The organism is Vreelandella hamiltonii (assembly GCF_014651775.1).
In the GTDB taxonomy this organism is placed as follows: Bacteria; Pseudomonadota; Gammaproteobacteria; order Pseudomonadales; family Halomonadaceae; genus Vreelandella; species Vreelandella hamiltonii.
This window is the reverse complement of the sequence record NZ_BMXN01000001.1, coordinates 292730-316804: the sequence shown is the minus strand read 5'-3', so window position 1 is coordinate 316804 and position 24075 is coordinate 292730. Positions and strand designations below refer to the sequence as shown.

General features: G+C 59.2%; 18 protein-coding genes. 7 read left to right on the top strand and 11 right to left on the bottom strand.

Annotated features, from left to right (window positions below; translation table 11 throughout):
• Nucleotides 1-28 precede the first annotated feature (28 nt).
• From IE091_RS01440 to IE091_RS01420, 5 genes are all read right to left on the bottom strand, one after another.
• The gene (locus tag IE091_RS01440; RefSeq protein WP_373294976.1) at nt 29-508 is read right to left on the bottom strand and encodes a phosphatidylglycerophosphatase A family protein; all 480 of its coding nucleotides are present in this window, start codon (nt 506-508) and stop codon (nt 29-31) included.
• An 8-nt stretch (nt 509-516) separates the two neighbouring features.
• Entirely contained in the window at nt 517-1242 is a 726-nt protein-coding gene (locus IE091_RS01435; protein WP_081192392.1) for a tellurite resistance TerB family protein, read from the bottom strand.
• Nucleotides 1243-1331: 89 nt separating this feature from the next.
• Nucleotides 1332-3932: an AAA family ATPase gene (locus IE091_RS01430; protein WP_189462624.1), complete on the bottom strand. Its 2601-nt coding sequence runs from the start codon at nt 3930-3932 to the stop codon at nt 1332-1334.
• Nucleotides 3929-5077: an exonuclease SbcCD subunit D gene (locus IE091_RS01425; RefSeq protein WP_189462623.1), complete on the bottom strand. Its 1149-nt coding sequence runs from the start codon at nt 5075-5077 to the stop codon at nt 3929-3931. Before IE091_RS01425 ends, IE091_RS01430 begins: the two co-directional genes overlap by 4 nt.
• 153 nt (nt 5078-5230) lie before the next feature.
• Nucleotides 5231-6814 carry an SLC13 family permease gene (locus IE091_RS01420; RefSeq protein WP_227407703.1) on the bottom strand — a complete coding sequence of 528 codons (1584 nt, stop codon included), beginning with the start codon at nt 6812-6814 and terminating at the stop codon, nt 5231-5233.
• Nucleotides 6815-7157: 343 nt separating this feature from the next.
• On the opposite strand from IE091_RS01420, the gene IE091_RS01415 reads away from it, so the two are divergent.
• Together IE091_RS01415 and IE091_RS01410 are read left to right on the top strand one after the other, a co-directional pair.
• On the top strand, nt 7158-7787 hold the full coding sequence (locus IE091_RS01415; RefSeq protein WP_039175697.1) for a CDP-alcohol phosphatidyltransferase family protein: 630 nt from the start codon (nt 7158-7160) through the stop codon (nt 7785-7787).
• Between the two features lie 578 nt (nt 7788-8365).
• On the top strand, nt 8366-8686 hold the full coding sequence (locus IE091_RS01410; protein WP_189462622.1) for a hypothetical protein: 321 nt from the start codon (nt 8366-8368) through the stop codon (nt 8684-8686).
• Nucleotides 8687-8753: 67 nt separating this feature from the next.
• On the opposite strand, the gene IE091_RS01405 is transcribed toward IE091_RS01410, so the two are convergent.
• The gene (locus IE091_RS01405; RefSeq protein WP_189462621.1) at nt 8754-9083 is read right to left on the bottom strand and encodes a hypothetical protein; all 330 of its coding nucleotides are present in this window, start codon (nt 9081-9083) and stop codon (nt 8754-8756) included.
• 244 nt (nt 9084-9327) lie between these two features.
• On the opposite strand from IE091_RS01405, the gene sstT reads away from it, so the two are divergent.
• On the top strand, nt 9328-10551 hold the full coding sequence (gene sstT, locus IE091_RS01400; RefSeq protein ID WP_189462620.1) for a serine/threonine transporter SstT: 1224 nt from the start codon (nt 9328-9330) through the stop codon (nt 10549-10551).
• Nucleotides 10552-10833: 282 nt separating this feature from the next.
• Nucleotides 10834-11979: an RNA-guided endonuclease InsQ/TnpB family protein gene (locus tag IE091_RS01395; protein WP_189462619.1), complete on the top strand. Its 1146-nt coding sequence runs from the start codon at nt 10834-10836 to the stop codon at nt 11977-11979.
• Nucleotides 11980-11997: 18 nt separating this feature from the next.
• Here the strand turns inward: IE091_RS01395 and IE091_RS01390 are convergent, their stop codons facing one another.
• Nucleotides 11998-13266 (bottom strand): MFS transporter, encoded by a 1269-nt coding sequence (locus IE091_RS01390; protein WP_189462618.1) that lies wholly within the window; start codon nt 13264-13266, stop codon nt 11998-12000.
• Nucleotides 13267-13411: 145 nt separating this feature from the next.
• Here IE091_RS01390 and IE091_RS01385 point away from each other — a divergent pair, with 145 nt between their 5' ends.
• From IE091_RS01385 to IE091_RS01375, 3 genes are all read left to right on the top strand, one after another.
• A complete protein-coding gene (locus tag IE091_RS01385; RefSeq protein ID WP_229800658.1) occupies nt 13412-14152 on the top strand; it encodes an AzlC family ABC transporter permease in 741 nt (246 codons plus the stop codon).
• Nucleotides 14149-14487 (top strand): AzlD domain-containing protein, encoded by a 339-nt coding sequence (locus IE091_RS01380; protein WP_189462617.1) that lies wholly within the window; start codon nt 14149-14151, stop codon nt 14485-14487. Before IE091_RS01385 ends, IE091_RS01380 begins: the two co-directional genes overlap by 4 nt.
• Nucleotides 14488-14840: 353 nt before the next feature.
• Nucleotides 14841-16691 carry a 3'-5' exonuclease gene (locus IE091_RS01375; RefSeq protein ID WP_189462616.1) on the top strand — a complete coding sequence of 617 codons (1851 nt, stop codon included), beginning with the start codon at nt 14841-14843 and terminating at the stop codon, nt 16689-16691.
• Nucleotides 16692-16993: 302 nt separating this feature from the next.
• On the opposite strand, the gene IE091_RS01370 is transcribed toward IE091_RS01375, so the two are convergent.
• Genes IE091_RS01370 through IE091_RS01355 form a run of 4 tightly spaced genes read right to left on the bottom strand, consistent with a single transcriptional unit; the run spans nt 16994 to nt 24066 of the window.
• On the bottom strand, nt 16994-18157 hold the full coding sequence (locus IE091_RS01370) for an RNA-binding domain-containing protein (RefSeq protein WP_189462615.1): 1164 nt from the start codon (nt 18155-18157) through the stop codon (nt 16994-16996).
• Complete coding sequence (locus IE091_RS01365) at nt 18139-20811, bottom strand: TrlF family AAA-like ATPase (protein ID WP_189462614.1); 2673 nt, start codon at nt 20809-20811, stop codon at nt 18139-18141. Before IE091_RS01365 ends, IE091_RS01370 begins: the two co-directional genes overlap by 19 nt.
• Nucleotides 20811-22010, bottom strand: coding sequence for a GIY-YIG nuclease family protein (locus IE091_RS01360; RefSeq protein WP_189462613.1), 1200 nt, complete (start codon nt 22008-22010; stop codon nt 20811-20813). The genes IE091_RS01365 and IE091_RS01360 overlap by 1 nt, the downstream gene beginning before the upstream one ends.
• Complete coding sequence (locus IE091_RS01355; RefSeq protein ID WP_189462612.1) at nt 22003-24066, bottom strand: DEAD/DEAH box helicase; 2064 nt, start codon at nt 24064-24066, stop codon at nt 22003-22005. The genes IE091_RS01360 and IE091_RS01355 overlap by 8 nt, the downstream gene beginning before the upstream one ends.
• Nucleotides 24067-24075: the final 9 nt, after the last annotated feature.

The window sequence follows — 24075 nt, the reverse complement described above, 5'->3', positions numbered from 1 at the left end:
TTGGTGGTTAGCGTCGAGAGAAGCGATGTTAAACGATTTGCCGCTGCCGACGCTGCCATAGCGTCACCAGCAACGCGACCACCAGCCAACTTACCAGCGCAGCAATCACGTCATCCAGCACGATGCCCACTCCCCCGGTAACATGTTCCGCCAGATGAATAGGCGGTGGTTTCAGGCCATCAAAGAAGCGGTAGACGCCGAACGCCAAGGCCAACACCAGCGGATGGCGGGCAGCTTTTAGCCCCAGCACTGCCAAGGGGAAAGCCACATATTCATCGGCGACGATACTGCCATGATCCTGTCCATCAAAATGCAGGGACGCCATGTGGCACACCGGCACGGCGGCCAACAGCATCAGCGTGATGATGACCACCTGCTGACGGGTCGAGCGACCTGACAGCCACCAGGCCAACGGCAGGCCAAGCAAGGAACCAAACGTGCCTGGGGCCACGGGCATCAGCCCCAGCCCGAAACCGGTGGCTAACCACAAGTTGGCAGTGCCAACGATATCGAGCATCAGCTGGCCTGCTGGGCCTGATGCTCCAGCTCTGCCACCATGTCGGGCGACAGGTTCAGGGCGCTGGCCAACTGGTCCAGCCAGGCGCGTTCCATGGGGTTCTGGTCGTCGGTCACCGCCACGCTGATCAGGTACATTTCACGGGCGGCCTGGGGGGAGTCTGCTTCACGAGCCAGTGCCCTGGCGTCCAGCGGGGCGCGCAGCTGCTGCTCTACCCAGCGGTGCATCTCTTCGTCGGCACCCAGCGCATCGATCTGCTGAGTGATCAGCGCCTGCTCCTGTTCATCGATATGACCATCGGCGCGGGCTGCCATGATCATGGCTTGCAACAGCTCCAGGCTGCGGCGCTCCTGGTACTCACCGCTGAGTACCTCGACACGCTCCCCTTCTGCCGACGCCGCCGTGGCACCGCCGTTGGCCTGGGAGCGTTGCCAGGCTTTCCAGGCCAACACGCCAACCCCGGCAATGGCCCCATACTTCAGCGCTTTGCCCCCCATGCTGCGGCCTCGCTTGGAGCCAATCAGCATGCCCATGGCCCCGCCACCCAGCAGGCTCTTCATGTCGAACCCGCCCGAGCTGCCGCCGGAGCGCGCCGCTTGGCTGCCACTGCCGCCCAACTGCCGCGACAACCCATCCATGATGCCCTGCACGTCCATGCCACCACGGCCGCCTTTGCCACCACTGGCCTGATTCATCAACTGCTGGAGAATCTTGCTCGCATTCATCCTTGCTCCCCCTTCGGGTCATCATCGTGAATTGATCGGTTCTGGTTATAAAGCATCGAACATGAACGCAACGTGAACCGCCGGGCTCGTCACCCTTCACCCTTCACCACGACCGTGCTGCCCTGACGGCTGGGCAGCACGTCGATACGAATCGGCATCTGCTCCTTGAGTTCGCTGACATGCGAAATGATGCCGATCATGCGCCCGCTCATCTGCAGCTCGCTGAGCATGGCGATGGCCTGGTCCAGCGCGTCCTGGTCGAGGCTGCCAAAGCCTTCATCTATGAATAGCGTATCCAGCTGAATACCGCCTGCATAGGCTTGCACCACATCGGAAAGCCCTAGCGCCAGCGCCAGCGCAGCCATGAACGACTCACCACCGGAAAGCGTCGCCACCGGGCGATTCTTGCCGGTATAGGTATCGGCCACGTCCAGCTCCAGGCCAGAGGCTTTATTGCCTTTGGAAGGGTCTTCCCGGCGCACCAACTGATAGCGCCCGCGGCTCATGCGCACCAGGCGCGCGGAGGCTTGAATCAGCACATCGTCCAGCAGCACGCCCAGCACGAAGCGCTGCAAGCTGATGCGATTCCCGGTGCGCCCGTTGGCCACTTCGCTGAGCGTACCCCACAGTTTGTACTGCTCGTCCAGGGCCGCCTCCACATTGCGTGCCTCTGCCAATCGCTGTCGGGTGGCGGTGAGCTGGTCTACCCGTGCACTCAGCCGCTGGTAATGCTGTCGGCACGCCTCCTCCCGGGCCTTGCTGTTGTCAGCCTGGGCATCGAGGGCAGCAACGTCGGGCGGCGTCTTGCCTTCCAGCAGCGGCGCACTGGCTTCGAGCTGCCCTTCCAGCCTGGCCAGTTCCCGTTGAAAGCGCGCCACGTCGTCACTTAGCCGCTGCTGCTCGGTGGTGTCCAGACGGGCATTAATAAATGCCTGCTCATCCTCAAAGGGGCTACCCTGCAGGGCCGTTTGCCACTCGGCCTCGGCCGCTTCCAGCGTCCGCTGCGCCTCGGCCTGGCGCTGGGTTGCCTGAGTGAGCGTGGTTTGCGCCTGGGTGAACGTCGTGTGGGCGGTCTGGGCCTGGCTCTGGGCGGCTTTCCAGCTCCGCTCGCAGGTGTCCATCTCAAGTTTCACGGCCGCTAACGAGGCATTCACGCTCTCCAGCGATGCGCTATCGCCCAACTGTTCGCGCAGCTTCTGGCACTGCTCACCGACGTGCTCGGCCTGCTGCTCCAGGCGCTGTGCGTCTTGTTGGGCGCTCACCCATGCCTGTCGAGCGCGCTCATGGGCGCTGCGCGCCTGCTTCACCTCCTCTTGCGTGACCAGTAGCTGGGCCGTCGAGGCAGGCGCGGGATGCTCACGGCTGCCACACACCGGACAAGGCTGGCCACCTTCCAGCTGCTCAGCGAGCAGAGCCGCCTGGCCCTGGTGCCAGCGCATCTCCTGCTCGATGGCGTGCTGCTCCTGTTGGGTGGCCGCACGCTGCTTCTGCTGTGCATTTTCGCGCGCCCGGGCCACTTGCTGGGCAAGCGCTTGCTGCTGTTTCTCCAGCGTGGCCAATGCCTGACACTGATCGAGAGATTGCTCTAGCGCATAGGCCTGGCGTTGCAGGGCGGGCAGCTGTTCATATTGGGCATTGGCCGCCTCGAGCGTTTCCTGAGCCTGCTGGTGAGCCGCTTGGCGCGGGGCAATGGCCTGTTCGGCGGCGGCCCACTCGCGCTGGGCCGCCGTGGCGTTTTGCTGGGCGCTTTGCCGGGCATAAAACGGTGTTGCCAGGGCCTGGGTCTGCTCATGCTGACGCAGCTGCTGCTGGGCACGCTGCACGGCCGGCTGCTGCACCAGCAGCGCGGCCTTGGCATTGACCAGCGCGGCGTGCTGCGCGAACTGGCGGGCCAGCGCTGCCGCCGACTGGGCGGCCGCCACGGCCTGCTCCCGCTGCTCGGCGGCCAGGGCCAGGTCGTGCCTGGCGATCTGGTGGTCAGGGGCCAGCGCAGCGAGGGCAGCTTCCAGGGCGGCTTCGCTCTCGACATCGCTGGCCGCCAGCATGCCCTGTACACGCTGGCGGTGGTCGTTCACCTCACGCACGATGTGCTTGGCCTGGTCCGCCAGGCGCTGTTCGATGCGCTGGAAGATCTGGGTCTGAAACAGCTGGGCAAAAATCTCCTCGCGTTCCTTGGAGCCTGCCAGCAACAGCTCGCGGAACTTGCCCTGGGGCAGCACCATCACCTGGCGGAACTGCCGAGCATCCAGCCCCAGCAACTGCTGCAGCTGGCCGTTGGCATCGGTGACCTTGCGCGCCACCAGGCATTCGTCTTCCTGACCTTCTGGGGTCAGCCGCCACAGCTGGGCTTCGGCAGCCTGGGTGGTGGTACCCTCGCCATTGGCTTTGGGGCGCTCCTGCTGGGGCACGCGGCGCACCCGATAGGTGCTTTCCCGCAGGCGAAACGTGAGGGTGACTTCGGTGAGCAGGTCTGGCGCAGCCTGGTCGCAGCGCATCTGGCCAGCATCCCGTTCATTGCCGGTGGTTTGGCCGTAAAGTGCGAAGCAGATGGCATCGAGTATCGAGCTTTTGCCAGCACCGGTGGGGCCATTGATCAGGAACAGCGGGCTTTTGCCCAGCGCGGTGAAGTCGATGGTGTCACGCCGGGCAAACGGGCCAAAGGCCTGCAGGGTCAGTGTCAAAGGCGTCATGCTGGCCCCTCCTGCTCGCGGTCAAGGGCGGTGATCAGCTCGCCCATGGCGCGGGCCTGCTCGTCATTCATGGGCTCGCCGCTGGTCTGGGCGAAGAAATCGCTGAACATGTCCAGCGCGCTGAAAGCGAGTCGTTCACGACTCAGCGACTGGCGACCTGCCGTTTCCAGCATGCCGGGCTTCTCCAGATGCAGGACGTTGGGATACACCGCCCGCAGCTTGCCCATGGGGTCGAGAATGGCGTGCCGGTCGGTGAGGCGCACCAGCAGGTAGTCATCGGCACCGGGGTCTTCGCCCCCCATGGCCAGCAGCTGCGCCAACTCTCCCTCCAGCACGCGCACGTCGCGCCTGGGCGTCAACGGATGCTGGGTGATGCTCACCAGACCTTCGCTGCCCATCTCCACCAGGGTGACGCCCTTGCGCTGCGTCGCCTCGGAGAAGCTGTATTTCAGCAGCGAGCCGCTATAGCGGATGTGCTCGCTTCCGCGGTACTGGGGGCCATGGAGGTGCCCCAGCGCCACGTAATCGAAACCCTGCATGGGTTCCCAGGCAACGCTTTCGGCACCGCCCAGGGTGAGCGGGCGTTCGGACTCGCTGGCCGCCCCGCCCTCCACGAAGCAATGGCTCATGAGCAGCGCCGGGCGCGCGGGATGGCGCTGAGCGTGAATACGCTCCAGCAGGTAGCGGTGGGCGGCATCGAAATCGCGCACGTCGGCGCCAAACTCGCTGCGCACGTACTCCGGGTCGGCGTAGGGAATGCCGAAGACATCCACCGTCACGCCATCGACGGCAAGCGTCACCGGCTGATCGCAGGTGGCCAAATCGGTGAGGATGTGTAACCCGGCCTGGCGCAGATGACGCGCCCCAAACCCCAGCCGCGCGGCGCCATCGTGGTTGCCAGAGATCATGATGACCGGCAGGCTACGTTTCTCGCACAGCTCGGCCAGTATCTCATCCAGCAGGGTCACCGCCGCTGCCGGGGGCACCGAGCGGTCGTAGATATCACCAGCAATCAGCACCGCATCCACGCGCTCACGGTCGATGATCGTCAGCAGCTGTTGCAGGACATGACGCTGGTCGTCCAGCAGCGAGAGATTGTGAAACAGCCGACCCAAATGCCAGTCGGCGGTATGAAGTAGTCGCATGACAGGCTCGATCCAGAAAGTATGACCGCATCATACCAACCCGATGGCCAACGACGCACAAAAGCCGAGCACAAAAAGCCCCGCACGAGGGCGGGGCCGGAGCCTGGTGGCTTCCCGCTGGCCCACCAGAGGAGCCAGCGGCGACACACCGGGTTAGTTGCGGAACGCGTCCGGGTATGTGGTCAAATCCACACCCCAGAGTACCGGCAACATGAAGTAGACCGCCGCGGCAATCAGGAACATGGAAATGATGTTCAGCCAGAAGCCGTTGCGCACCATCTCCATGATGGTGATCTTGCCCGTGGCAAAGATGATTGCGTTGGGCGGCGTGCCCACCGGCAGCATGAAGGCACAGTTGGCCGCCATGGCCGCAGGTACCATCAACACGAAGGGATGGATGTTCAACGCCAGCGCCAGCGACGCCAGTACCGGCAGAATCATCGTGGCCGTGGCCGTGTTCGAGGTGATTTCCGTGAGGAACAGCACCATGCCCGTGGCCAGCAGAATCACCAGCATGAAATTGACGCCTTCCAGAACGCTCATCTGACCGCCAATCCAGGACGCCAGGCCCGAAGAGCCGAAGCCCGCCGCGATGGCCAAACCACCCCCGAACAGCAGCAGAATGCCCCAAGGCACGTCTTTGGCCACGCTCCAGTCCAGCAGGCAGCCGCCTTTGGAGGGCGAAGGAATCAGGAACAGCGCAATGGCCGCGGCAATCGCGATCATGGTGTCGTTGATGCCAGGGATGTTGATGATCTGCCCCTGCCACAGGAACGAGCGGGTGATCCAGAAGAATGCCGCGAACAGGAAAACGCCCAGTACGGCTTTCTCTTCGAAAGATATCTTGCCCAGCGCCTCTTTCTCCTTGCGAATCAGCGCACGGCCACCCGGCAGCTTGGCCAGCTTGATGGGATAGATGAAGCGCGTCAGCATGACCCAGCCGATGAACAGCAGGATCACCACCACGGGGAAGGCAAACATCAGCCAGCCCGCAAAGGAAATTTCGACGCCAAACAGCTCGCTGACGATAGCGGCCAGAATGATGTTGGGCGGCGTGCCGATCAAGGTGCCCAGACCGCCGATGGTGCCACCGTAACCCACACCAAAAATCAACGACTTGCTGAACTTGTCGATTTCGGCACTGTGGTCTTCCGAGCTCTTTTTCAGCTCTTCCGTTACCTGGAAGACAATGGCAGTACCAATCGGCAGCATCATCATGACCGCTGCGGTATTGGATACCCACATGGACAAGAAGCCGGTGGCCGCCATGAAGCCAAAGACGATGCTATTGATGCTGGTGCCCAAAATGGAAATGATCGACAGCGCAATGCGCTTGTGCAGATCCCATTTTTCCATGGCCAGAGCGATCATGAAGCCGCCAAGGAACAGGAAGATGATCGGGTTACCGTAGGCGGCCGTCACCGTATTGCCATCCAGGGCGCCGGTAATCGGCAGCAGGATGATGGGCAGTAACGAGGTGACCGGGATCGGAATCGCTTCGGTGATCCACCAGACGGCAACCCACAGCGTGGTAGCCAGCACCATGCGCCCTTCGAAGCTCAGGTCGGCCGGATGGAAAAACAGCAAAACAAAGGCAAAGAGAGCTGGCCCGAGTACCAGGCCAATTTTTTGCGCCGTGTTGAAGGCAGGCGGACGCGGAGGCTGATTGCCTGGCTGTGCGTCAGAGGAACCACCTCGCCCAGCGCTGCCCGTGCCAGAAGTGGGCAGCGCACACATGAGGAGGTTTTTTGCTTGGTCGTGGGAATGCCAAAGGGAGTCCCAGAGCGTCATCGTGGCAGTTCTGCGCATTATGAAGTACCGCTCGCAGTCAGGGTGAACGAATGGGCGCCGTACGGGCCAACCCAAGGACAAAAGGTGCCAGCGCGTCTGGCTTTTTGAGGTGCCCTTTATTCACTGCCATAAGCCATTAGTCCAGTAAATTGACGGCAATTACAACCAAAGTCTAAACACTTTGGTCGTAATTATTAGCAGTGGCTAAGATGTTGCCCGCAGAGAATCAAGGTATACAAATCTGTTTCACTGCTCCAGGCTGAGCCCCACACCGCTCAGGAGTTCACCCATGCTGGACCGCTTTACCATGCCCCTGACCCACCCTCCGCTACGCTGGGTCGCCCGCGCGCTTCACGCCTGCCGCATCACCCCGGACCAGGTGACCCTGGCGGCCTTTCTAATCGGTATGCTGGCCCTGCCCCTGCTGGCCTTCGAGCATTATGGCTGGGCGCTGCTGGCCATCGTGCTCAATCGTATAGGCGACGGCCTGGATGGCGCGTTGGCAAGGCTTGGCCAGCAACAAAGCGATGCAGGCGGGTTTCTCGACATTGGGCTGGACTTCGTCTTTTACGCCGCCGTGGTACTAGGCTTTGCGCTGGCAGCCCCGGCGCAAAACGCACTGCCCGCGGCCCTGTTACTGTTTGCCTTCATTGGAACAGGCACGTCGTTTCTGGCGTTTGCGATTGCGGCTCGAGCACACCAAGTGGAACGCCCGCATTTTCCGCAAAAAGCTTTCTATTACCTGGAGGGTTTGACGGAAGGCACGGAAACCGTGATAGCGCTGATCGTGTTCTGCCTGTTTCCCGACCATTTCCCCTGGTTGGCGTACCTGTTCGCTGCAGCCTGCCTGATCACCACGGCAACGCGGCTGTGGGGCGGCTACTGGACCCTGCGCCATCACGATGACATGACACGATAGTTAACATTTTGTATAGCTTTTATGAATTATTCCGTGACGCCATGGTCTATGCTTTCATGACAGAACACAGTGTGACAACAAGCACTGACAAAGCGCTACCGCAGTATTGCTAGAGGGGGTCACACACATTACCCACCCTGAGGGAGGTAAGCTGATGCGACAACATCTTTATAAAGGCACACAGCCAGGAAGCCGTGAGCATTTAGAAAAATACCTTATGGATCAGAAGCGTAGCCGCGCAAAAGCCAAAGAGCCCGATACGCTCGCCATTGCCACCAGCGCGTTTTTCCTGGGCTGCGCCATGACACTACTGGCCATGATGACGTTTTAGCCCATCGCCAGCGGCCCACAGCACCACTGAAATCCCCACCTGTCGCGTGGGGATTTTTTTAATTCATGTGATTTTTTCCTTACCTGCCACACGGCGATTGATTCTCGTCTCTCCCTGTATTACTCTCAATTGGTACAAGACGCGTACAAATAGCTACCACAGAGCAATTTGACGCATCAACCTGCTGATACAGCAAGGGAAGATGGCCCTTCAAGGGCGATCACTAGCATTCACAAGGAGACGTGGCATGCCATTTACACAGTTGACCGATATTTCTCAGGAAGGACTGCAACTGGCCATTCGCGAACTCAGGGAAGAAATGTTCGACACTCCCGAGTGCGATTACACCATCGCCAAGCTGCTCTGCCATTGCGGCCAGTTCGAAGCAGCAGAACGTCACATCGATGACATGCTGCTGAAATGGGGCACCTCTCCGGAGGTCGTCACGCTTACCGAAAAGGCCTACGCCGACATGGCGACCTTGAGCGCCGCACAGCACGCTGAATCCTCCACTGCCGCTAATCAAGCGATGAAAGCGACGTCATCCGTTTCTGTCGCCGTAGCTTGATGCACTGACTACCCAGTTTCCTACAAGGCTTACTTCGGCTTGCGCTCCCTGAGCGCAAGCCGTTTTTTTAGTCCAGATGCTCCAACGTGACCACGATATCCTGGCGCGATACATCGATGTTCCAGAAGGTATAGCTATCGTCATCCTCATCGACCAGGCGAATATCGAAGTAAGGGCTGCGATAGCCCGTCAACGTCACCCGCTGGGTATCACCATTCATCAACACATCGCTCCCAAGCACGTCCTCTTCCCAGCTGGAAGACGATGCTGGGCTCACGTACATGTAATAGATGGTGTATCCGGTACGATTGGTGATATCCACGTAGTAGTCGCTCGCCACCACCAGCGACGAGCTGCACAGCAGCAATAAAGAGAAGAGCCACACTTTGATACGCATGGGTGTATTCCTGATGTTTTTTTAGAGGAAACCACGTTAGCGCGCCAGGCCTGCTGACGCCGAGCCCAGACGCTAATAGCAGTATATCTCTGGCCCGCCATTTTCGAGATAGGCTTAGGCGCTTTTTTGCAGCCCCCACAGCTTCTGCGTAGCTGATAGAATACTGCCCCTTTCAGGCACGGGCTGGCGGCTTGCCAGCTCACGGCTCCACCGACTACTGCACCTACTACCTGAGAGTTGCGTCATGATAGCTACCGCCACTGCCCTCTTCCGACCACTGTTACAATGGGGGCTCGTACCCCAGATCGTGACGGGGATCATTGCGGGGGTGCTGCTGGCGCTGCTCGCCCCTACGGTCGCCAGCGACATTGCCCTGCTGGGCCAACTGTTCATCGCCGCACTTCAGGCCGTCGCCCCCATTCTGGTATTCGTACTGGTCGCTGCGGCTATCGCGGCACATCGCCAAGGGCAACCTACGCACATTCGTGCGGTGCTGCTTTTATACGTGTGTGGAACGCTGATCGCCGCGCTGATTGCGGTGGCTGCCAGCTTCTGGATGCCGACAGAACTGACGCTGGATGCCGGCCAGGTAGACGGCAACCCGCCCAGCGACATTTTCAGCGTACTGCGTGACTTGCTGCTGAACGCGGTCACCAACCCGGTCAGCGCGCTGATGGAAGGCAACTTCATCGCCATTCTGGCCTGGGCGATTGCGCTGGGTCTGGCGCTGCGTCAGGCGGCCGATACCACGCGCCAGGCGCTGCAAGACCTCTCCAATGCCATTACCCGCATCGTGACGCTGGTGATTCGGCTGGCCCCCATTGGCATTTTTGGCCTGGTGGCGGGTACGTTGGCTGAATCCGGTATGCAGGCGCTGCTCAACTATGCCCAATTGCTGGGGGTCATCGTGGGCTGCATGCTGTTCGTCGCCCTGGTGAGCAACCCCTTGCTGGTCTACCTAGTCACCCGCCAGAACCCCTACCCCCTGGTGTTCACCTGCCTGCGCGGCAGCGCCATTACCGCCTTCTTCACGCGCAGCTCAGCGGCCAATATCCCGGTGAACCTGGAACTGTGCCGTCGCCTCAAGCTGGATGCCGATACCTACTCCATCTCCATCCCGCTGGGTGCCACCATCAACATGTGCGGCGCCGCCATCACCATTACCGTCATTACCCTGGCCACCACCCATACGCTGGGTATTGCCGTGGACTTCCCCACTGCCCTGCTGCTGTGCATCGTCTCGGCCCTGGCGGCCTGCGGTGTGTCTGGCGTGGCCGGTGGGTCGTTGATGCTGATTCCCATGGCGGCAAGCCTGTTCGGCATTCCTACCGAAGTCGCCATGCAGGCCGTGGCCATCGGCTTCGTCATCAGCGTGGTGCAGGACTCCACCGAAACGGCGCTCAATTCGTCCACCGACGTGCTGTTTACGGCTGCCGCCTGCCGGGCGCAAGAAGCGAGGCGCGCGTAGGCATTTGCCAGGGGGAGTGGCGGCTGACCACAACCATTCCCCCACGCGCCCTCCCCACGACGGTTCCCCACGATTTTCTCTACGACGCTCCCGCATTACCCGCTGGATGTTTTCAGCAGTCTCGCCAAACGCTCACGCTCATCCTCTTCATCAATTTTGCGCGGGAAACCCCGTCCTTTTAGGGCGGGGAGGGATAGCGCGGCGGCGTCAGCCGCCCCTGTTCCCGCTCCTCCGTTTTAAGTTGGTTGCCATCTTCACAGAAATGATACTAAAATGTGACGTATGACGAAACGCGCCTATAAATATCGGTTTTACCCGACGCCCGAACAAACTGAGCTGCTGGCTCAGACCTTCGGCTGTGTGCGTTTTGTCTATAACGCCATACTGCGCTGGCGTACCGATGCCTTTTATCAGCGCCAGGAAAAAATCGGCTATGTCGGCGCTAACGCCCGGCTGACCGAACTCAAGAAATATCCTGAGCTGGCGTTTCTGTCTGAGGTGTCGTGCGTACCCTTGCAACAATGCCTTCGCCACCAGCAAACGGCTTTCAAGAATTTCTTTGAAGGCCGTGCCAAGTACCCGGCATTCAAGAGTAAGCGGCACCGCCAGTCGGCGGAGTTCACCCGCTCGGCCTTTAAATACCGGGACGGCAAGCTGTATCTGGCCAAGAGCAAAACCCCGCTGGATATTCGATGGAGCCGTGAGCTGCCCGGCAATCCCAGCACCGTGACCGTTTCCAAGGACTCGGCAGGTCGTTACTTTGTGAGCTGCCTGTGCGAGTTCGAGTCCAGCAAACTGCCTGTCACACCGAACATGACCGGCATTGATCTGGGTCTGAAAGACCTGTTTATCACTGACAAGGGTGAACGGGTCGGCAATCCCCGCCATACGGCGAAGTACGCCGCCAGACTGGCCAAGGCGCAGCGCCGACTGAGCAAGAAAAAGCTCGGCTCGAAAAACCGTGCCAAGGCCAGGCAGAAAGTGGCGAAACTTCACGCCAAAATCTCCGATTGCCGACAGGACAACTTGCACAAGCTGTCCCGCAGATTGATTAACGAGAACCAAGTGATCTGCGTCGAATCCCTGAAAGTGAAAAACATGATCCGTAACCCTTCCCTGAGCAAAGCCATTGCCGATGCAGGCTGGGGCGAGTTCGTGCGCCAGTTGGCGTACAAGGCGGAATGGGCCGGGCGCTCACTGGTCGCCATTGACCAGTGGTTCCCCAGCACCAAACGCTGCTCGGATTGCGGGCATACCTTGTCGTCGCTGCCGTTGTCGGTCAGGAAATGGGACTGCCCCGAATGCGGCGCACACCATGACCGCGACCACAACGCCGCGACCAACATTAAAGCCGCCGGGCTGGCGGTGTTAGCCCTTGGAGAGAATGTAAGCGGCATGGGGTCAGTCTCCGTGTCCTGTTCTCGGTGAATTGGGAATCCCCTTCCTTTAGGGAGGGGAGCAGTCAAAAAAACTCGGGTCATCAAAGAGGTCGCGCTGGGTATCATCGAAGATCATTTCCAATACTTCTGCACTACTTTGCACCATCGGCTCGAAGTGCGCCGTATGCGTGCCCCATGCCCTGACACGGCGGCGGCGATAGAGGGCATAGATACCCAACAGGGTAAAGACACAGGCAATATAGATTGGCAGGCCGTGGCTGCCGACCAGGGTCATCAGAGACCCCGCCGCCACCGGCGCCACGGCACACCCCGCGCCGTGCATGACCAGCATATCCGCCGAGCCCGAGACAATTTCATCCGGGTGAAGCTGGTCAATCAACTGCGCTACCGCCAGCGGATAGAGGGAAAACGCCAAACCACCCCAGATAAAATAGAGCCCCAGCAGCACCTCGTGACTGGGTGCAAAGGGCATGGCGGCGGCGGTCAAGGCCGCCAGCAGCACCACCCAGATCATCACCTTGGGGCGATCATGCTTGTCGGAAAAGCGGCCGATGGGGATCTGTAAAAGCGCGCCGCCCATGATCGCCACACTCATGACCCAGCCAACACCGCCAATATCAAACCCCAGTTGCGTGGCGTATATCGGCGTCATCGACCAGAACGCCCCCATGGCCAGCCCGGATAACGCGGCAGAAGCCACCGCCAGCGGCGCAAAGCTCAGCAGTGCACGCAGGCTGCTTTTGGGCCGTTCGGAGATTTTGGGCTGAACGCGACGGGTCAAGGTAATGGGTAACAGCGCCCAGTTGATCAAAATAGCGATCACCACAAAGAGTAGAAACCCTTCCGGCGAAGAGAGGCGAAGCAGCTGTTGGGCGAGTGCCAAGGCACCCAGATTAACCACCATGTATACCGCAAAAATACGCCCCCGCTCATGGCTGGCGGCTTGGCTATTCAACCAGCTTTCGATCACCGTAATTAAGGTAATGAACGCAAGCCCGTAGATCACCCGCAACGGCAGCCATACCCACGGGTCGATAAACACCAGATGCAGCAGCGCCACCGATGAACAAATGGAAGCGCAGAAGCCAAAGGTACGAATGTGCCCCATACGCCGAATCAAGCGCCCGCTTACCCAGGTGCCGCAGATAAACCCGACAAAATAGCCGGACATGATGATTCCCAGCACCGCGCTGGAGAAACCTTCCGCCGTGCCCCGCAGGGTAAGCAGCGTGTTGAGCAGGCCGTTGCCCAGCAACAGCAGTGCCACACTGCGCAGTATCGATTTAACGGGATTGAGCATGGCTAATGAATACATCGCGCTTCCTCGTAGCAGACTCGCTACAGACCATGCATGAAAGATGCCACTGGAAATCTTCTCTACGCATGACACGCCCCTGACAGAAGGTCATAATAGTTGCCAGGCTAACGTTTCCTACTGACGGCCAAGGGAGTACGCCATCGTGAACCAGTCGATCGAGCCAGCCGATACGAGCCAGCATTCCGCCCTGCGCGCAGGCTTTCAGGGCGTTCGCGAAGCCATCCCTTTGCTGGGTGGCTATGTGCCCGTTTCGCTGTCGTTTGGCCTGGTCGCAACCCAGGCGGGCTTCACGACCTGGGAAGCCGCGATCATTTCGGCCCTGATCTACGCTGGCGCCTCGCAGTTTCTGTTCGTGGGCATGATCGCGGCTGGTGCGCCGCTGTGGCTGGTGGTGGCGCTGACCCTGCTGATCAACGTGCGCCATGTGGTGTATGGGCCGAACCTGGCGCCTTTGCTACCCCGTAGCCGCCACTGGCCCTGGCTGATGCACGGCCTGACCGACCAGGTATTTGCCCTGGCGCTCACCCGCCTGCCGCAGCTCCCCGAGGCCAAGCGCTTTGCCTGGTTCGTGGGCGCGTCGCTGCTGGCCTGGGGGGTGTGGATCATAGGTACCATCGCTGGAGCCAGCGGTGGCGAAGCCGTCACCGCCCGCTGGCCATTGCTGGGAGAAATCATGCCCTTTGCCCTGCCTGCGCTCTTCCTCACCATGGTGGCACCACGCTTTACCAGCAAACGTTGGGCGGCCGCCACCACTTGTACCGTGCTGGCCGCACTGGGCTTGACCCTGGCAGGCTGGAGCAATGTGGCCATTCCGCTGGCGGCGGCCTGCGGCGCCTTGTGTTTCTACACCCTGACCTTTCGTAGCCGGGAGCAGACGCCATGAGCGCATCGCTGTGGGTTGCCGTGGTGATATGCGCGCTGGGCACGCTATTGATGCGGGTGGTGCCCTTTCTGTGGATGCAGCGCCGCCTGGGTAGCGACACCGGCCTCAATGCCATGCCGCAGTGGCTGGTGATCCTCGGCCCGCTGATGATTGCAGGCGTGTTGGGGGTTTCCATCGTACCCGTCAACCCCAGCCCGACCTCGTGGCTCGCCACGGCCATCGGGCTGAGCGTGACGCTGCTGGTATGGCGGCGCCTGCGCTCCCTGGGCTGGCCAGTGGCGGCTGGGGTAGCGGTATTTGGGGTGGTGGAAGTGGGATTCGCCCTCTTGAGCTAGACAGATAGCTCGGCACGCTAAGGTGCGCTAGGCGTTCTGGCCATCACAAAACGACGCGGCCCTCCCGCTCGGAGCCCTGCGAAGTCCGTCTCCTTCCTCTTGCCCCCGAGTTCTGGCCAGCCACTCCCAGCAGCAGCGGATTTTCCGTGCGGTCGGAGCGCCTGATACCGACCATGCGGCTCTTCATCTACCCGCTATCGATGGCGCCTTTTCGATATAGGTGACCGCGGGTTGCCCGCCGCGTCGTCACTTCCGGGTTTTCTAATTGAAGCCACCCGATACGCCGGATAGAATGAATTACCAAATAAAACTTCATGATTGGGTAGATGGCCCGATACCGGAGCCCTCACACCATGGCCAAATTCCTTCCCACGCTCACCACCATTCCCCGCATGACCACTGGCGAGCGCCGTGTCGCGCAACGCCTCGATAGCCTGCTGGAAGATGACTACATCGTCTGGTACGACATACCGCTGGGGCAAAAGCGCCGCTACCCGGATTTCATCGTTCTACACCCTGCCCGAGGGCTGCTATTTCTCGAAGTGAAAGACTGGAAGATCGAAACGCTCCGCTCGATCACCCCCGACAGCGTCGAGATCGATACGCCTCAAGGGCGCAAGACCGTCAGTAACCCGCTGGCTCAGGCCCGCCAATGCGCCTTTTCCGCCATCAACCAGCTACAGCGAGACCCGCAGCTCACGCAACGCGACGAGCGTTACCGGGGAAAACTCTGCTTTCCTTATGGCTTTGGGGTGGTCTTTCCCAACATCACCCGACTGCAGTGGAATAACGCGATTGCCGAAGCCGACCAGGAGCTGGTACTGCCGAGCCACCTGGTCATCTGCAAGGACGAGATGGCACCCTCCACCGACCCGGAGGCATTTCAGGAACGCCTCTGGAACATGTTCAACTATCAGTTTGGCGAAAAACTGAGCCTTCCTCAGCTCGACAGGATTCGCTGGCAGCTCTTCCCGGAAGTGCGTATCGACGCCCCCACCGGGGACCTGTTCGCTGACGAGGAAAGCAGCGAGACGCCCTCGACCGAGGTCGTGCCCGATATCGTTCGCGTCATGGATTTACACCAGGAACAGTTGGCGCGCAGCATGGGTGACGGCCACCGCGTGATCCACGGCGTGGCGGGCTCCGGCAAGACCCTGATTCTTGGCTACCGCTGCCTGCACCTGGCCCAGGCAACGACCAAGCCGATTCTGGTGCTGTGCTTCAACATCACCCTGGCCGCCAGGCTCCGCTGCTTCATTGCCGAGAAAGGAATTGCCGATAAGGTGCAGGTTCACCACTTCCATGAATGGTGTGGCCTACAGCTCAAGACCTACCACGTGAGCCTGCTGCCAGGTAACCGCCCTGCTTACGAGCGCCAGGTAGAGAGCGTCATGGACGCCGTGGATCGAGAGCAGATCCCCCGCGCGCAGTACGCCGCCGTGATGATCGACGAAGGCCATGATTTCGAGCGGGAGTGGCTCAAGCTGGTGGTTCAGATGATCGACCCAGACACCAATTCGCTACTGCTGCTCTACGACGATGCGCAGTCCATCTACCGCAAAGGCTCGCTGTCATTCCCGCTGTCGGCGGCTGGCGTTCAGGCGCGCGGTCGTACCACTATTCTCAAACTCAATTACCGCAACACCCGGGAAATTCTCACCTTTGCTTACGACTTCGCGCGGGACTTCCTCGAAGCGCACGACACCGACGAAGACCATGTGCCGCTGATCGCACCGGAAGTGGCCGGGGTCAGCGGCCCACCTCCCGCGTTTCGCGACTTCGACAGCGACCAACAAGAGAGCCGCTATCTCGTGCACTGCATCAAGGCGTGGCAACAGCAAGGCAGCACGTTAAACAGCATGGCCGTGGTGTACACCAACAACGCCCAAGGGCTTCATTTCCACAAAGCCTTTCAAAAAGCGGGCATTCCCAGCCGCTGCTTACAGAACGCTGCCGACAAACGCGCTTACAACCCGGACGCCAACGAAGTGGTGCTGTTGAGCCGCCAAAGCAGCAAAGGCCTAGAATTCGACACGGTGCTGCTCAGCGGGCTGGGCGCCCTCAGCAACGATGAAACACAACAAGCCCAGGAAGCCCGCCTACTCTATGTCGGCATGACCCGAGCCCGCCGCCGCCTGCTCGTGACCAGCAGCCAAGAGAATTGGTACACCAAGCGGTTGAAGGAACTGGCGACGGCTGGGTGAGTATGACGGGGGTGCGGCGCGTGTTAGGGCTCTTTTAATCTTGCCCATTGTGAGCATGCTGAAATTATTCAAGCGCGGTAAATAATGAAAAAAAGAAAAGGCAAGAGTAAAGAAGGTGGTGGGGCCAATAGGATTTGAACCAGAGACTTATGGATTATGAGTTTGCACGCAACGCTGCAAGCCCAGCAAAATCAAGGGTAGCCCACCGTAAGCCAGATAAACCAAAAGTATTTGCCTGACAGTAACTTAGCGTAATTATGCGAAGACGGCCAGAACGGATGAGTGTACTGCTACTGTACTGATTAATCCTTATCTATTTGAGGACGCGCTACGATGACCTTGAAAAGGTTCCCGACCCGGTCGTCAATTAGCTCAATCTCCGGCCATGCCCGTAACACGCGCAGCAGACCGCTTCCCAGACCGCGATACGGCAGGAGCTTGGCAGCAAAGGACGCCAGGATGGGGTTGCGCATATTGGAGTTGCCGGCCTTAATGTTTTCGATGGTCAGGTTGTTGGGCAGATGGCCGGGGCTGATAATCTCGACACGATCGGCAAAGACCAACACACGGACCGGAGCGCTAACGAAGTAGTCGCGGTGAATGAGCGCGTTGGCGACCAGCTCTTCCCAGACGATACGCGGAATCTCCGATTGGCCCTGGGAATTGAAGCCCTGATCCCCCTGTGCGGCGCGGGTGTTGGCGACAATAAAGCCCAGCGTCTGCTGGAACACGTCGGCCAGCTTGCCGGCGATGTCGCGGCTGTCGATATAGCGTTCGTCCTCAATTTGGGTGCCGACAAAAGCGACGGCCTTGACGATGAAGGCGGGTAACGCGTACTGCGGCGACGTGGCGAACAGCAGGCCGCCCGCCACGTTGAGCTGCCCCTGATTCATCAGGTTCATGTTGGTCAACAACTGCGGCAGCGGTTGGTTATGCTGGGCGAGCGGCTCACCGAATTGCTGCTCGAAAAAGGTTTCGAAATAGGGCATGTCCACATCGCCCACGCTCAAGCCTGCCACGGGCGTTTCGTCGGCATGCACCAAGCCCGCCTGCTGGAACAGGCGCTGCAATTCCTCACGCGAGGTGGCGCGGCGCTTGTCCGAGCCGTTCTTCACCCAAATCGCGCCGTTCTTGTCCATGTAGGGCTTGTTGACACCTTCAGCAATGGAGAGCACCAGCACCGTGCCTGCCGGGTGCGGAACGTTTTCCGTGAGGGGGTTCACGGCGGGACGCACGACCTGTGAGGCCACGTTGGCGATGAGCATGTTGAGACGAGCAACGTCGGCGCCGGATAGCCCGCGCACCGAACCGTCGTCGTTCACTCCAATGAAGATGCGACCACCAGCCGTGTTGCTGAAGGCAACGATCTCTGCTGCCAAGGCATCGGCATTGTTCATGTCCGTCTTGAACTGCTGTCGACTGTCCTCGCCTCGGCTAAGCAGGTCGATCAGCTCTGTGGTTTCCATAGGTTGTAGACCTCTTTGCGACGGTTGAAGGCTTCCTGGCCTCCTTCCATGATGTTGATGATGGCGTCCTGCACCGGGCGGGCGTCGATGCTGCCGCTTTGTACGGCGACTTTTTCGTCCTGATAGCGGCAGGCGTGCACTTGCTCCGCATCCCCTAACACCGGGAAATTGGCATTGTGGGTGGCGAAGATGAATTGGGCGGCCGGCTTCATTTCACGCAGCAGCTTGATCACATCGTCGTAGATGGTCTGATTGTCCAGATCGTCTTCCGGCTGGTCGATGATTATCACGTCGTTCTGCCGCTGGCTGAGTACGTAAAGCAGCAAGGCCGAAGCGCGCTGCCCTAGCGAGTGGTGCTTCAATTCCTTGCCGCGATAGCGGATGACGAAGCGGTTGGGCACTTGCCAGGTGACGAACTCCACCAGGTTCTGCATGAAGGTCTTCTCGAAGACTTCAGGCGTGCTGCCGGCCTTGGCCAGCGCAGCCGGCAAGGCTCGCAGCAGGCCGCCGAAGTCGGCGTAATCCTCCATCACAGAGCGCAGGGTGGTTTCACGGATGTTGCTGCCTTTGAAGAGCTGCTGCATAAAGCTGATGGCGGCTTCCTTGTCACCCTTGAAGTCGGCTTCGATCTGCAAGGCGGTATGGCCAGCGTTCACACGATCAAGCTCGACCTTGATGATGTTGAATTCGCGCAGCCAAAGCTCGTTGAGCTTGTCGATCTCGGCAAACAGCGCATCACGGATGCTGCCTTGCTGGCTTTCCTGCTTGGCCAGAGCCTCCAGCATTTGCTCCGCCTTGGTTTTGCGCTGCTGTTGGGTCAGGAAGTCATCCGGCTGGATTGCCGTCATGCCGGTCTGTTTGAGTTCTTGGGCTAGTTGGCGCTCGACCTGGGCGAACTCTTCCTGAAGGCTCTGGCGCGCGCCGTCGAACTCGCCTTGTTTGGCTTGGAGTCGTACGTTAATGGCACTGGCCTCCTGCTCGATGTGCTTGAGCTGATCGACTTTGGCAACCAGGTTGGCAAATTCGGCGTAATAAGCTGCGAAGAAGTCGGGGTTCTGCTTGGAGACGTAGCTCGTAGCGTTACGCAGATCGTCCTCATGCTCGGCAATCAATTCCCCGAGGGCGAGCACGAAGCTGTTTGCTCGCTCCTTGATGCGCGTCAGCGCAGCGGCATCCTGCTGGAATCCAAGGCGCTTCTGGAGCTTGTCTGCGACGCCATACTCTTCGAACTTTTTCAGTCGGAAGTTGGCATCGGTGAGCTGGGCCTCGTAATCGCGCTTGAGTTCGGCGGTGTTGCTGAGCTTGAGCCAGCGGCGTGCTGCATCGCGCACATGCTGGCGTTGGGTTTCGATTTCGTCCCGCAGCACACGTAGCTTTTCGCCCACAAGTTTTTCTACCAGATCGGTTTCGAAACCTTCGCCAGTGCTAGAAAGGTCTTTCTGCCCAAAGTAGATCGGGCGACGCAGCACGGTCTCCCGGATCGACACGCCAGGCTGCAACTTGCCATCCAAGTAGACGTTCGGTGCTTCGCGGAAGATGCGAGAGATGGTGAATTCCTGTCCATACACGTCGCAGGCTGTCAGCGTAACCTTGCCGCCGCTGCCCAAGGTGTGGCGGATCAGCTCATCCTTATACTTAGTGTCCTGCGCCTTCTCGCCCCGTTGAATGTCGAGAGCGTAGCGCACCGCCTCCAGAATGGATGACTTGCCGCTGCCCCGGATGCCAATCAACGTGTTCAACTCGGGGGAGAAATATAGTGTCTGCCCGTCGAGGATACCACCGTCGAAATGAATACTGCGTATGTGCGACGCCTGATGCTTGGGCGGCTCAGTGGCAACCCGTGGGGCGGGATCACTCAAGGCAAACTTCACTGCTTCAAAGGAAAGCTCGCCCAATTTGAGATAACAGGTCTTACCCTGGCCGATGTCCTCTATGCATTTGGCGTCGCAACCTTCAAGTTCAGCGGGATACCAGTCACCCAGATGCTGCTGCGTTTTAGTCCGGCAGGGTTTGTTGTTCTCTTGCAGCTTGTTGTACGTGCGTACCTTTTGGAAGCCCAGCGTGCGGCGGCGGAAGAATTCGTTCAGACCCAGTTCGGCAAGACGCCCGCCATCGAGCTCGGCCCAAAGCCCGCTCGGTGCTTCAACATGGGCAAAGACAAGGAAAAAATCACGGTGGTAGCTTTCCAGTTTCTTGATGGTTTCCAGCAGCGACAGAGAGGACCGCCCATTTTCATGCTCGTACTGGGCAGGGACTTTTCCTTCGAATGCAACGCCCAGGAATGGGTTGATATGGTCATGACCATCGGCCAACCAGGCGTCGGAAAAGATTACTAGGGTATGAATACCGTTAGCCCCATCATTCACCGACAATTCGACACCTGGCAGCAGCGCGATGCCTTTTTTCTGAGCTGTTTTGCGTAGCGCCTTAAATTCATCGAAGTCAAACTTGTTGTGATTGGTGATAACGCCCAGACGGATACCCGCGTTCTCCAACGCGTCCACGTAATTGCTGTTGTAGAAGTTGTCATCGCCCGTGTATTTGAATTCACGATCCGCGCGGGTGTGCAGATGAAAGTCAGCTCGAACCCACTGCGCCCCTTCCGAGAAAGCGATTGAGCGAGCCGATGATTGCTTTAGCTGCAGACTATCCATTATGGTTTCTCCGTATAGTGCGTCCCAGCGTAGCGCAACAGTCGAGCGGTCTTCGGATCATAGATAACATCAGTAATCGATCCATCTCGAATACGCTGAACCGCCTCGTCGATCAAATGGAGCGGAACAAGAAACCACTCCTCAGGCTGCACTGGATGACCGAAGCGGTCATTAATAGTGATACTCAGCCGCGCGGGTGCGAACAGTCTGTGGAACAGGTTCTCAAGCCGGGTACGGTTGATTCCGGCAAGCTTGTAGGTCGCTACCACATCTACCTTCGCCAAAAGGTAGGTGGAGTCGTGTTCTGCGTTGGCGATGCGCGTCTCTACCTTGCCACCTGTCACGCCAATCTTGTGAATCAGCTCGCGGTGTTGAGCAACGAACGGGTGCTCTGACAGGCTACGCAGTACATAGATGGTTCCGCTTTCTATGTCGTCGTCTTCCCAGGTTTCACTGAACAATGGCCCAGCATCAGGTTCCGTGATGCGGCGGCTGGATTCATCCTTGTAAAGCGCCCTGACCAGGGATAGGCGCAGTAGGTTGCTTTCCGTGCCGTTGGAGAAAATCACGCGCAGCCGAGCATCTTTCTTTCCTTGGGGGGAATCGAATTCCTCACCCTCATCAGCCACGTAGGCAGTTTGCCCGTCCAGGATGAACCACTGGCCCACCTCGATAGTCGAGTTCTTGCCGAAGGGGCGTGTGATACGCACTCCGGCTTTCAGCTCGCGATCTACCTTCTCAAACAATGGCTCGAAGGTCGCAAAGTCCTCGCACTTCTCCCGGTTGGCAATTTCTTCAGCCGCGCGCTTCTCGGCAGTGGAGCGAACGTGTTTTAGCTGGGTGAGCTCAGGTGCCCCTGCAGCACCGGCCAGCTCAGCAAGCAGTGCGTCATCGTCCATAGCATCTATGGATTCAGCTTCATTGGCATAGTTGCCATCGAGCAGGCCCTGATGATCAAGGGGTGTTACCAGGTCGCGGCATTCCTCAAGCGCTCGAATGCGGTCCAGTCGCACGGCGTAAAGCCGTTCAAAGATGTCATTGTCTTCGCCATGCTGAGGGGCTCGGCCGTGCTCATCTACAAAGCGCTGAATCTCTTCAAAGCCGGCAATGATGCGCTCTTCCTTGGCAGACAGCCCCTTCTTTTTCTCCGGCTGGGCGAACTCATCCAACTCGGAGCGCAATTCGTCCAGATCAATCATAACGACCCTCATCTTTAAAGCGAACGAATGCGGCAGCACCTTCGGCCATACGCTGTTCCCAGGCATCCTGAGAGCTGACTGACGGCAACCGGCCTCGTTCTTTCTTGAACTTCACCGCCCGCAGGGCAAGGTCTTTCGCCTCTTCTGGCGTCAGGTTGGTGCGTTTGCCTGAGATAGCCGCAGCCACTTGCTTGAGGCTCTCTTCACTCATGGTCTTGGCCAGGATTGCGTAAGCCTCACTGAAGGGGTTAATGCGATCAATCAGGTCAATATCGAGCTCCCGCACGTCCATGGCGAACTTGCGCACACCAGCAATCAGCGCTGTGTTTGGCTTGGGTTCGTTGCTTCCGATATCAACAGCCTCACCACCGACGAGCAATTGCTTGGCCTGCTGGGTTAGGTTCAGGGCGGCAATGGCGTGCTGACGCACAGCCTCCTGATCTTGCTCGTCCAGGTTGGGGTAGCGTTCTTTGATGATCTTGCCCATGCGTACCTGGGTCAGTTCTTCAGGTACCAGTTCCTCGTCGAACAGCCCGCGCTCGATGGTGGCCTTGTCCTGAACGAAACCGGCAATCACCTCGTTCAGGTCTTCCTGGCAGATCCGGGTGGCTTCCTCGCTCTTCGGCTCTGCCAGCCCCTTGATCTCAATCTGGAACTTGCCGGTTTCTTCATTCACGCCCACGTTGCATTTGCTGGGGTCATAGCCACCTTCACCGTAGTCGAAGCCTTCCTGCGGGCCGCTGGTTGGGTTCTTTGGCTTGAACTCGAAGCGTGGGGCCAGTACCTGCTCCATCAGCAGGCTGGCGGCAATGGCTTTCAGCGTGTCGTTGATGGCTTCCGTCACGGCCTGCTCGGCAGCATCCGGTTCGGCAATCAGGTTAGTGAAACGGGCCCGCGTCTTGCCCGGCGCATCCCGCGTGGCGCGGCCAATGATCTGTACGATTTCGGTCAGGCTGGAGCGATAGCCCACCGTCAGCGCGTGCTCACACCAGATCCAGTCGAAACCTTCCTTGGCCATACCCAGAGCAATGATGATGTCCACGTGGTCACGGTTGTTTTTCTGCGCTGGATCTTTCAATGCGCTGGAAACACGGTCACGCTTGGCCTGATCATCATCCACCAGGTCAGCGATTCTCAGCAGCCTGCCATCGCTGTTTTTAACCAGCTGAAAGCCTGTCACTGGATCAGCCCCTTGCCATTCCCCCAGCTCCTCGATGATGTGCTCTACCTCACGAATCTTGTCCTTGGTGCTTTCACGGGAGTTGACGTTAGGGATGTGAACAATGGTCTTCTCGCGAGGGTCGAGCACCTTGAGAAGGTCATCGGCGTAGGAGCCGGAGTAGAAGTAATAACCGATATCCAGCTGCTTCAGGTGCTCGTAGCCGTTGAGCTGCTCGTAGTAGGTGTAGGTGACGGTATCAAAGCGTGACTCATCCTGTGGTGCCAGAACGGCTTCGGCATCACCTCGGAAGTATGAGCCGGTCATGGCGACAATGTGTACCTTGTCACGGGCTATGAAGTCCCCAAGATGGGCACCCAGTTTATTGTCTGGGTTGGCCGAAACGTGGTGGAACTCATCCACGGCGATCAGACGGTCATCGAAGGCTGCAACGCCAAACTGATCTATCGCAAAGCGAAAGGTGGCATGGGTGCAGACCAATACCTTGTCATCGCTTTCCAGAAAGGCGCCCAGGGATTTGACCTTGCCACCATTGTCGGAGCCTGGCGCATTGCACAGATTCCACTTGGGCTCTACATGCCAGTCCGCCCAAAAGCCATAGTCACTGAGTGGCTCGTCATTGAAGCTGGAACCGATGGATTTTTCCGGTACAACGATGATGGCCTGTTTCAGTCCCTGGTTGTGCAGCTTGTCCAGGGCAATAAACATCAGGGCACGGCTCTTACCCGAGGCTGGCGGTGACTTGATCAACAGGTATTGCTCGCCCCGGCGCTCATAGGCGCGCTCCTGCATAGGGCGCATGCCCAGCGCATTCGACTTTGCCGAACTGCCATTGCTGGCATACGAGACGGAAACTGAAGGTACTATCTTGGTCATAGTGCGATA